The 8602-nt window shown below is 69.2% G+C and carries 9 protein-coding genes; 3 read left to right on the top strand and 6 right to left on the bottom strand.

Going from position 1 to position 8602, the window contains the following annotated elements:
* Nucleotides 1-2: 2 nt before the first annotated feature.
* From M3C25_RS08830 to M3C25_RS08820, 3 genes are read left to right on the top strand one after another with little or no spacing between them, the layout of a single operon-like run.
* Nucleotides 3-1310 carry a Dyp-type peroxidase gene (locus tag M3C25_RS08830; protein ID WP_259855968.1) on the top strand — a complete coding sequence of 436 codons (1308 nt, stop codon included), beginning with the start codon at nt 3-5 and terminating at the stop codon, nt 1308-1310.
* Nucleotides 1311-1328: 18 nt separating this feature from the next.
* The gene (aroD, locus tag M3C25_RS08825; RefSeq protein WP_259855966.1) at nt 1329-2078 is read left to right on the top strand and encodes a type I 3-dehydroquinate dehydratase; all 750 of its coding nucleotides are present in this window, start codon (nt 1329-1331) and stop codon (nt 2076-2078) included.
* A gap of 4 nt (nt 2079-2082) precedes the next feature.
* On the top strand, nt 2083-2577 hold the full coding sequence (locus tag M3C25_RS08820) for a hypothetical protein (RefSeq protein WP_165883915.1): 495 nt from the start codon (nt 2083-2085) through the stop codon (nt 2575-2577).
* Nucleotides 2578-2583: 6 nt separating this feature from the next.
* On the opposite strand, the gene M3C25_RS08815 is transcribed toward M3C25_RS08820, so the two are convergent.
* The 6 genes from M3C25_RS08815 to M3C25_RS08790 all read right to left on the bottom strand — a co-directional run bounded on the left by M3C25_RS08815 (nt 2584) and on the right by M3C25_RS08790 (nt 8570).
* Nucleotides 2584-3801: a M20 family metallopeptidase gene (locus M3C25_RS08815; RefSeq protein WP_259855963.1), complete on the bottom strand. Its 1218-nt coding sequence runs from the start codon at nt 3799-3801 to the stop codon at nt 2584-2586.
* Nucleotides 3798-4973 carry a M24 family metallopeptidase gene (locus M3C25_RS08810; RefSeq protein ID WP_375545111.1) on the bottom strand — a complete coding sequence of 392 codons (1176 nt, stop codon included), beginning with the start codon at nt 4971-4973 and terminating at the stop codon, nt 3798-3800. Before M3C25_RS08810 ends, M3C25_RS08815 begins: the two co-directional genes overlap by 4 nt.
* A gap of 298 nt (nt 4974-5271) precedes the next feature.
* Nucleotides 5272-5565, bottom strand: a complete 294-nt coding sequence (locus M3C25_RS08805; RefSeq protein WP_259855958.1) for a DUF4235 domain-containing protein — start codon at nt 5563-5565, stop codon at nt 5272-5274.
* 88 nt (nt 5566-5653) lie between these two features.
* Entirely contained in the window at nt 5654-6415 is a 762-nt protein-coding gene (locus tag M3C25_RS08800) for a sulfite exporter TauE/SafE family protein (RefSeq protein WP_259855957.1), read from the bottom strand.
* Nucleotides 6412-7398 (bottom strand): aminotransferase class IV, encoded by a 987-nt coding sequence (locus M3C25_RS08795; RefSeq protein ID WP_170273740.1) that lies wholly within the window; start codon nt 7396-7398, stop codon nt 6412-6414. Before M3C25_RS08795 ends, M3C25_RS08800 begins: the two co-directional genes overlap by 4 nt.
* 71 nt (nt 7399-7469) lie before the next feature.
* Nucleotides 7470-8570 (bottom strand): VIT1/CCC1 transporter family protein, encoded by a 1101-nt coding sequence (locus tag M3C25_RS08790; protein ID WP_259855950.1) that lies wholly within the window; start codon nt 8568-8570, stop codon nt 7470-7472.
* Between the last annotated feature and the right edge of the window lie 32 nt (nt 8571-8602).

Here is an 8602-nt window from a genome sequence, read left to right as displayed (position 1 = left end):
AGATCGATCGCCGGCGTCTGCTCGGCGCCTCCGCACTCGGCGTCGGGGCAGGAGCCGCCGGCGCCGGACTCGGGTTCCTGACCGGCCGGCAGCAACCGGCCGCGACAGCCCAGCCCCAGCCCGACACCTCGGGCCTCAACGGCGCCCAGATCGAGCCGTTCTATGGCGAGCACCAGTCCGGGGTCGAGACGATCCCGCAGGCCCACGCCATGTTCGTCTCACTGACCCGCAAGGACGACACCGACCTCACGCGGCTCATCCGGATGCTCAAGCTGCTGACCGATGATGCCGCGCTCATGACCCAGGGCCAGTCGCCCCTGGCCGACACCGAACCGGAGCTCAACGAGCGCCCCGCGAGACTGACCGTGACCTTCGGGTTCGGCCGCGGGCTCGTCGACCTTGCAGGCTCCCAGCACGTCCCCGGCTGGCTGGGCCCGCTGCCGGCATTCGGCATCGACCGGCTTGAGGACCGGCTGTGCCGCGGCGATCTGCTGCTGCAGGTGTGCGGCGATGATCCGTTCACCATTGCGCATGCGGTGCGGATGCTGCTCAAGGACGCCCGCGCCTTCATGGACGTCGCCTGGTCGCGGTCGAGCTTCCGCCGCTCCTACGGGTCCGACCCGCAGGGCACGACGACCCGCAACCTCTTCGGCCAGGTCGACGGCACCGCCAACCCGGGACCCGGTTCAGAGGACTTCGCCCGGCTGGTGTGGGGCAAGAGCCTCGGGCAGGCCAGCCCGGTGTTCTCCGCCCGTGGCGAGCCGCCGCTCGACCTGGCGGCCGACTACCCGGCGTGGCTGAAAGGCGGGACCTCGCTCGTGCTGCGCGACATCGACATGAACCTCGCGACCTGGGATGAGGCCGACAGGCCGGCCCGCGAGTTCTCGATCGGCCGCGATCTGAAGAAGGGCGCACCGATGACCGGCACTGAGGAGCATGACATTCCGGATCTGGAGGCCACCGACGACAAGGGCTTCACGATCATCTCGCCGGCCAGCCACGTCGCCCGCAGCCGCAACAACGCAGCACCTGAGCAGCAGATCTTCCGGCGCGTGTACAACTACCATTCGGTGCCCGACGCCGCCGATGCCGCCACCGGCCCGACCGGCAGCGCGATCGTCGGCAAGGCCGGTCTCATGTTCGCCTCCTACCAGGCCTCGGTCGAACGGCAGTTCCTGCCGATCCAGAAGCGCCTCGACGAGGTCGACCTGCTGAATCAGTGGACCGCACCGATCGGCTCGACCGTGTGGGCGATCCCGCCGGGCGTGCGCGAGGGCGAGTACATCGGCCAGGCGCTCTTCGAATCGTGAGTGCTCTAGGGTAGTGCCATGAAATCGCTGCCGTTCGTGGCTTCAGATCAGCTGCCCGCCGTCATCGTCCCGCTCGTCGCCGGCGACCTCGACGAACTCGGCCGGCTGGCCGCTGACTGCGCGCAGACTCCCGGGATCGACGCGCTCGAATGGCGCGTCGACGCCCTGGCCGCCGGGCTGACCGCCGAGGCAAGCGAGGTGTTCTCCGCCGGCCTGGCGGCGATCAGTGCGCACACGGACCTGCCGGTGCTGCTCACCATCCGCACCGACTCCGAGGGCGGGGCCGCGAACCTCGACGAGGACACCTACTCCGCCCTCATCCGGCAGGCGCTCGCCGCCGGCCCGGCCGCTGTCGACATCGAGTTCGCCCGCCGGGATGCCGGGGAGCTTATCACCGCCGCCGCCGAGGCGGGGGTCGCCTCGGTTGCCTCGGCGCACGATTTCACCGACACCCCGCCGTCGAAGCAGCTGCAGCGCACGCTCAAGGGGATGGCCGACCTCGGGGCTGATGTCGCGAAGATCGCGGTGATGCCGCATGACCGCTCCGATGTGCTCGAAGCACTCAAGGCCGCGGACCGCGGCCGGGCCCGCCTGCGGATCCCCATCATCGTCATCGCGATGGGCCGCCGCGGCAGGCTCACCCGGCTTGTCGGCGGTGAGTTCGGTTCGGCGGCGACCTTCGCGACCGTCGGTGAGGGTTCGGCTCCCGGCCAGGTGTCCGCGTCCGAGGTGCTGCAGACTCTGCAGATCCTTGCCGGTGAGGACTGATGACATGGCAGGCAGCAGGACGCTTGATCGACCATCAATCGCCGGGTACGCGGCGCTGGCCGGCCTCGTCTCTCTGGTGATCTTGGCTGCTGCATCGTGGGTCATGTCCGATGGCGATCTGGGCTCTACCGACTTCCTGCTCTTCATCTTCCTGCTGCTGCCGCTGCTGCCCGGTCTGCTGCTTGCCGAGGGCCTCGCCTTCGCTGCCGAACGCAGAATCGCGAGACCGCGCGCCGGGTGGCGGCTGTATGCCGGGATCTATGCGACATACATTCTGGGTCCGATCCTGGTCGCCTATCTTCTCGGAGTGACGATCGCAGCGCTGCTCGACAGGCGAGGCGCGTACTTCTCCTTCGTTGAACTGTTCGCAGCGCATGCATCGCTGCTGTGGATTCCGGCAGTCGTCTTCGGCGTCGTCGGTATGCTGCTGCTTCCACTCCTTAAGGTCATGCGGCGACACAGCTGTCGCGCGCGGTTGCTCCCCGCTGCCGGCGCCTGAGTCGCTTCAGCCGCAGGTCCGGGCGATGAACTGCCGGTAGACCCGGCAGGCGCGTACGAGTTCGGCGACCTCGATCGCCTCATCGACATGGTGGGCCTGTTTGCTGATGCTGCCTGGACCGTACACGATGGTCGGGATCCCCAAGTCCCGGGCGATGTAGCCGCCGTCGCAGGCTGCCGTCCACACCGTGCATTCGGGCACCTGCCCGGTCACCGCCTCGGCTGCGGCCTCAAGCGTCGTGATCGCGGGGGAGTCACGGTCGGTGATGAAGCCCGGCATCTCCATCGTCACCGCGACGTCGAGTCCGATCCCATCACCGGTGATGCCTGCCTCGGCCGCGACAGCGCGAAGCCAGCCGGCGATGTCGGCGGCGTCCTCGTCTGGCAGGAGACGGCGGTCGAGTGAGATCCGGCAGGCATCGGCGACCATCGAGGTGCCCTGCCCGCCGTTGATGATGCCCGGGCTCCACGACCCGGCGCCGAGCAGCGGATGAGCATGTGCGCCGAGATGTTCCTGGTTCTCCACGAGTACGCTGATGAGCCTCGCTGCGGCGATGATCGCCGAGCGGCCATCGGCCGGCCTGCCCGAATGAGCCGAGACGCCGGTCAGCTGCACCTCCAGATAGGCGTCTCCGCGGCAGGCGGTGACGATGTCCAGATCCGTCGGCTCGGCGACGACGCACGCGGCGAAGCGCTGCCCGGCGTGCGGGCCGAGCCCGTCTGCCACGAGCTGCCGGATGCCGGTGCCCAGATCCTCCTCGTCGACGGTGACCGCCAGACTCACAGCAGCCGCGAGACAATCGGCGGCATGTGCGTCGGTGAGCGCGCACAAGACCGCGGCAAGCCCGCCCTTCATGTCCGCGGCCCCGCGCCCGGTGAGCCAGCCCGCGGTCAGCCGGGGTTCGAACGGATCGCCGGACCAGCCGTCTCCAGCGGGTACGACATCGGAGTGACCGAGGAACAGCAGGCCCTCTGCGGGCACGTCCGGCGCGGCGCTCGCCGCACCCTCTGCCGCTGGTGCGGTGACGACGATGTTCGGCCGGCCGCTGGCCACCTCGGCGATGTGCACGTGAAGCCCATGAGCGCGCGCGAACCCGGCGATGACGTCAACGGTCGCCTCTTCGGTCCCACCGGGGTTCTCACCTCGGGCGCGGATGAGGTCCCCGGTCAGCTCCACCAGCCGGCCTGCCAGCTCTCCGTCAGCCCCGCCCATCGCAGTCGTCATCTCCGGATGAGGTTCTGCGGGAAGTCGGTGAAGCGCTCGACGCCGGTGGCGGTGACGGCGACAGGTTCGCTGACTTCGTAGCCGATGCCATCGAGCCACATGCCGGCGATGACGTGGAACGTCATCCCGGCGGCGAGCACCTGTTCGTCCTCACTGCGCAGGGAGATCGTCCGCTCGCCCCAGTCCGGCGGGTAGCCGATCCCGATCGAATAGCCCAGCCTTGACTCCTTGACCATCTCGTAGCGGGCGAGCACCGCATTCCACACCCGGGCGAGTTCGGCGACCGGCACGTCCGGGCGCATCGTCTCCAGCACCTCATTCAGCGCCTCGGCGACGACATCTGCGGTGCGCTGCAGCTGAGCCGGCGGCTCGCCGAGCATGACGGTGCGGGCCAGCGGCACGTGGTAGCGGTGGTGGGCGCCGGCGAGTTCGATGACGACCGGTTCGCCGGCGGCGAGCCTGCGGTCGGTCCACGTCAGGTGTGGGGTGTCGGCGCCCTCACCGGTCGGCAGCATCGGCACGATCGCCGGGAAGTCTCCCCACACCTCGGCGGTGCCGGCCGCCTGAGCGTGGGCGATCGCGGCGGCGACGTCGTTCTGCCGGGCCCCTGGCTCAACGGCGTTGAGTGCGGCGTTCATCGCCGCGGTCGTGACCTGAGCGGCTTGTCGCATGATCGCGATCTCGGCTGGAGATTTGATCGCCCGGATCCAGTTGACGAGCTCGAAGGAGTCGACGAGAGTCCACTCTGGGATGCCGTGGACGAGTGCGCGGTGGGCGCGCGGGGAGTAGTAGTGGCTGTCCATCTCCACGCCGATGCACCCGTGGGCGGCCGGGGCGACCTCCCAGCGCTGCCGCAGGGCGAACGCAATCCAGTCGAAGGGGTGGATGTGCGGGCGGTGGACGTAGCGCTCGGGGTAGCCGACGATGTCCTCTTCGGGCAGCCAGCAGGTGCGCTGCGCCCCGTGGGCGTCCATCTCCCGAGCGAACAGTGTCATCGGGCCCGATGCCGGGACGTAGAGCAGCTGCGGGGTGTAGAAGGACCAGGCGTTGTAGCCGGTGAGGTAGAACATGTTCGCCGGGTCGGTGACGATGAGCCCGGACAGTCCTTGATCGCGCATCCGGCGCCGGACGGCGGCCAGCCGCTGCTCGTATTCCTCAGCGGAGAACAGCAATCCGCCAGCCCCCGGTGTGCCGGCGTCTCCCGGCCGCGGTTCGGGCCGGCGCTCGGCTCCGAAACCGCCGGGGCGCATGCTGTGGATGTCACCGGGTCCCGAGGTGGTGGCCGGGTCCGCGCCCGAGGTGGTGGCCCCCGGCGGGTGCAGGCCCGGATGGGGTGCACGCGGCTGTGTCATGGCTCACAGTCTGAGTCGTGCTGGGCGAGTGTGTCAACAGAGCTGCGCCACGGCATGGAAGAACCCGCGGTTACGGCATGTGGATGCCGGAACCGCGGGTCCTTCAGGTGCCGGTGTCTCAGTCGACGTCGGCGCCCTTCTGCAGCTTCTTGGGCAGCGCGGTCTCACCGAAGCGGTTGCGCACGGCTGATGCAGCGTAGCGCTGCACGAGGAGCTGGGCGACGGCGATGCCGACGCCGGAGATGATCGTCCAGGCCAGCGCCTCGCTCAGGCCGACCTGGTCGTCTTCGGTGTTGATCGGCACCGGCTTCGAGGTAGTCTTCTCCCACACGATGCCCAGTGCCTTGCGTGCGGCCAGCGTTGCCAGTGCGGTGCCGCCGACACCGAGGATCTGCCAAGCGATCTTGCCCATGTCTCCATCTCCCTTGCGGATCTGAGGTCTGTTACGGGACTGCTGTGTCCTAGCCTACCGCCACAGTCCGTGTCCGGGTCACGTGTCCCTAGCTTTGCAGGACGAAGGTCTCAAAGAACACGAACCCGGCGAGCAGGACGACGAGGGTGGCGAAGCCGTAGCGGACGATGTTGTTCGGCAGCTTCCGGCCAAGCTGACCGGCCACCAGCGCCGCGGTCATTGCGCACACGGTGTAGGTGATGGCCATTGGCCAGTCGATCGCGGCCAGCCGGTCGACGTAGCCGATGGCTCCGGCGATCGAGTTGAGCGCGACGACGGCCAGGGAGGTGCCGACGGCGATGTGCATCGGCACGCGCATGAGGATCGTGAGTGCCGGGACGATGAGGAACCCGCCACCAACGCCGAGCAGGCCGGTGAGGAACCCGACGACGGCACCGACGGCGATGCCCTTGGCGAACCGCCGGCCGGTGAACGCTCCGGTGTCGGGGTCGATGTAGGGCATCGGCATGAACATGCGGATCGCAGCGATGAGCATGAGGACGCCGAAGGCGATCATGAGGCCCTTCTCGGGGAACATGTCGTGCACCCGGGCCCCGACGATCGCGGTGAGCATGCCGGTGACGCCGATCGTGCCGGCGGTCGTCCAGTCGACCATCTTCGAGCGCAGCCGCGGCAGAACGCCGACGATCGAGGAGGAGGCGACGACGATGAGCGAGGTCGGCACCGCCTTGGCCATCGGCATGCCGAGGCCGTAGACGAGCGCCGGCACGGCGACGATCGCCCCGCCGCCGCCGGTGAGTCCGATGACCGAACCGGTCAGCAGCCCGAAGAGAATCGCGCCGACCGTCATGGCGTGTCTGCTTGCGGCTGACCGTCTGCGGCAGTGATGCCAGCCGTCGTGTCGGTTCCAGCCGTCGTGTCGGTTCCAGCCGCGGCATCACCTGCAGTCCCGTCATCAGGGGCGCCGGTCACCCAGTCGAACATCTGCCCGGTGAGTTCGGGGTCCATCGTCACTGCCTCCCCGTCGAGGCTGCGGAACGGCACTGCAACGCGGGCCGAGGAGACCATCCACGCCCCGTCGGCGGTGAGCAGGTCATCGCGGGTGAGGTCGGCATATGAGCACAGGTAGCCGTGCTCGGCAGCGGCGGCGAAGATCGTCTGCTGGGTGGTGCCGTGCAGCAGCCCGGCCTTCGGGTCCGGGGTGAGCAGCTCGTGGCCGCGGCGGATGATGACATTCGAGGTCGGGCCTTCGAGGATGAGGCCGTCGCGGCTGATGAACAGCCCGTCATCGGCGCCGTGCTCCTGCGCCCAGCGGGTCGCTGCCATATTCGCGGCATAGGACAGGGTTTTGGCGCCGAGCAGCAGCCAGGGCGCGGTTTGCCCGGTGTAGGCCTCGAAGCCGCGGTCGAGGCTGATGAAGTCGGCCCCCTCCCGGCGCTGGGCGGGGTACGCCTCGGGCAGGGAGATCGACATGACCCAGCCGCGCGGGGCGTCGAGTCCGCGCGAGAGCGTGTAGCGGACACTGAATTCGGTGACCGCGGGGTTGGCGGCGATGACAGCGCGGGCGACGTCGTCGACAGCGGCGTCCCACACCTCGGGCACGGGCACCGGCAGCTGAAGGGCGCGGGCCGAGCCGCGGAACCGGTCGAAGTGCAGCCGCCGGGCCTTGACCGACGGTGCGCCGTCGGTGATGGTGACGAGCACGGTCTCGAAGATCCCGTCACCGCGGTGGGCCGAGAGGTCATCGACCGGCAGGTGGGCCGCCGCGAGGTCGGCCAGCTCGTGCGTGCCGGCTGCGACGTCGATGAGGGCCAGGGAATGGGTGAGGGTCATGGCTTCAATTAAATCACTTGGCACCGGTGGGCTGGCCCGCCGTTCAGCTGCTGACATCCGCGCCCGAGGTGTCAGCTCAGCGTCGTGCCGAAGGCCAGGCCGAGCAGATAGGTCGCAGCAGCCGCGCCGAAGCCGATCGCCAGCTGGCGCAGCGCCCGGGGCAGCGGCGGGCGGCCGGAGAGCACGCCGACGGTTCCGCCGGTGCCCAGCAGCACAACGCCGACGAGGCCGGCGGCGGTGAGGATCGCCGGCATGCCGTGCATGCCGAAGATATAGGGCAGGATCGGCACGATCGCCCCCGAGGCGAAGAAGCAGAACGAGGAGGCCGCAGCCCCCAGGCCGGTGCCGAGCTCCTCGTGTTCGTTCTCCTTGCCGGTTGGCGCGGTGTGGGAGGGCAGGGTGCCGCCGTGGGCGCGGGCGAGGGTGCGCTGCGCCTTGGCCAGGGCCTCGTCTTCGTCGTAGCCGCGGGCGCGGTAGACGAGCGCGAGCTCATTGGCGTCGAAGTCGAGTGAGGCCAGGGCCTCGGCTGGCTGGCGGACCGGCTGGGAGGCCACGAGCAGCTCGCGCTGGCTGCGCACCGAGATGTACTCACCAGCACCCATCGACAGAGCTCCGGCGAGCAGACCGGAGATCCCGGTGAGCAGGATGACCGGATTCGACATGCCGGCAGCTCCCACGCCGAGGACGAGGGCGAGGTTGGAGACGAGTCCGTCGTTGGCGCCGAACACGGCGGCGCGGAAGTTGCCTGACAGGCGGGCGCGGGACTTCGCTGCCAGGGCGCGCACGACCTCGGCGTGGACCTTCTCATCAGCAGCCATCTGATCGCTGGCGTACTGGTCGGTGTCGTACGGGCTGGAGGTCTCCTGCTGCTGGATGAGCGCGAGGATGAAGACGGAGCCGAAGATGCTGCCGAGCAGTGACAGGATGCGGGTGCCCAGGTCCGGGGCGCGGCGGTGCTCGGCGTGCTCGCCGAGGAGGTCGATCCAGTGCTGCTGGTGACGGCGCTCGGCATCGGCGATGGCGAGCAGGATCTCGCGCTCCTCACCCTGCTTGCGGGCGGCGAGCTTGCGGTAAACGCGCTCCTCGAGGCGCTCATTGGCCAGGTGCCGCTGCCATCGTCTGATGAGGGCAGGACTCGGCTCAGCGGGCACGGCAGCGCGGGTCTCAGGCATACGTTCAATGATAGGCGCAAACGTTTCTATGT

This window comes from Brevibacterium luteolum (genome assembly GCF_025147615.1).
Lineage (GTDB): Bacteria > Actinomycetota > Actinomycetes > Actinomycetales > Brevibacteriaceae > Brevibacterium > Brevibacterium luteolum.
This window is presented reverse-complemented; position numbering and strand designations above follow the sequence as displayed.

What these genes read in the sequence shown, in the direction of transcription:
- M3C25_RS08795 (WP_170273740.1), bottom strand. Translation starts at nt 7,398, where the DNA reads ATGACCCTCACCCATTCCCTGGCCCTCATCGACGTCGCAGCCGGCACG.
- M3C25_RS08815 (WP_259855963.1), bottom strand. Translation starts at nt 3,801, where the DNA reads ATGACGACTGCGATGGGCGGGGCTGACGGAGAGCTGGCAGGCCGGCTG.
- M3C25_RS08790 (WP_259855950.1), bottom strand. Translation starts at nt 8,570, where the DNA reads ATGCCTGAGACCCGCGCTGCCGTGCCCGCTGAGCCGAGTCCTGCCCTC.
- M3C25_RS08820 (WP_165883915.1), top strand. Translation starts at nt 2,083, where the DNA reads ATGGCAGGCAGCAGGACGCTTGATCGACCATCAATCGCCGGGTACGCG.
- M3C25_RS08805 (WP_259855958.1), bottom strand. Translation starts at nt 5,565, where the DNA reads ATGGGCAAGATCGCTTGGCAGATCCTCGGTGTCGGCGGCACCGCACTG.
- aroD (WP_259855966.1), top strand. Translation starts at nt 1,329, where the DNA reads ATGAAATCGCTGCCGTTCGTGGCTTCAGATCAGCTGCCCGCCGTCATC.
- M3C25_RS08800 (WP_259855957.1), bottom strand. Translation starts at nt 6,415, where the DNA reads ATGACGGTCGGCGCGATTCTCTTCGGGCTGCTGACCGGTTCGGTCATC.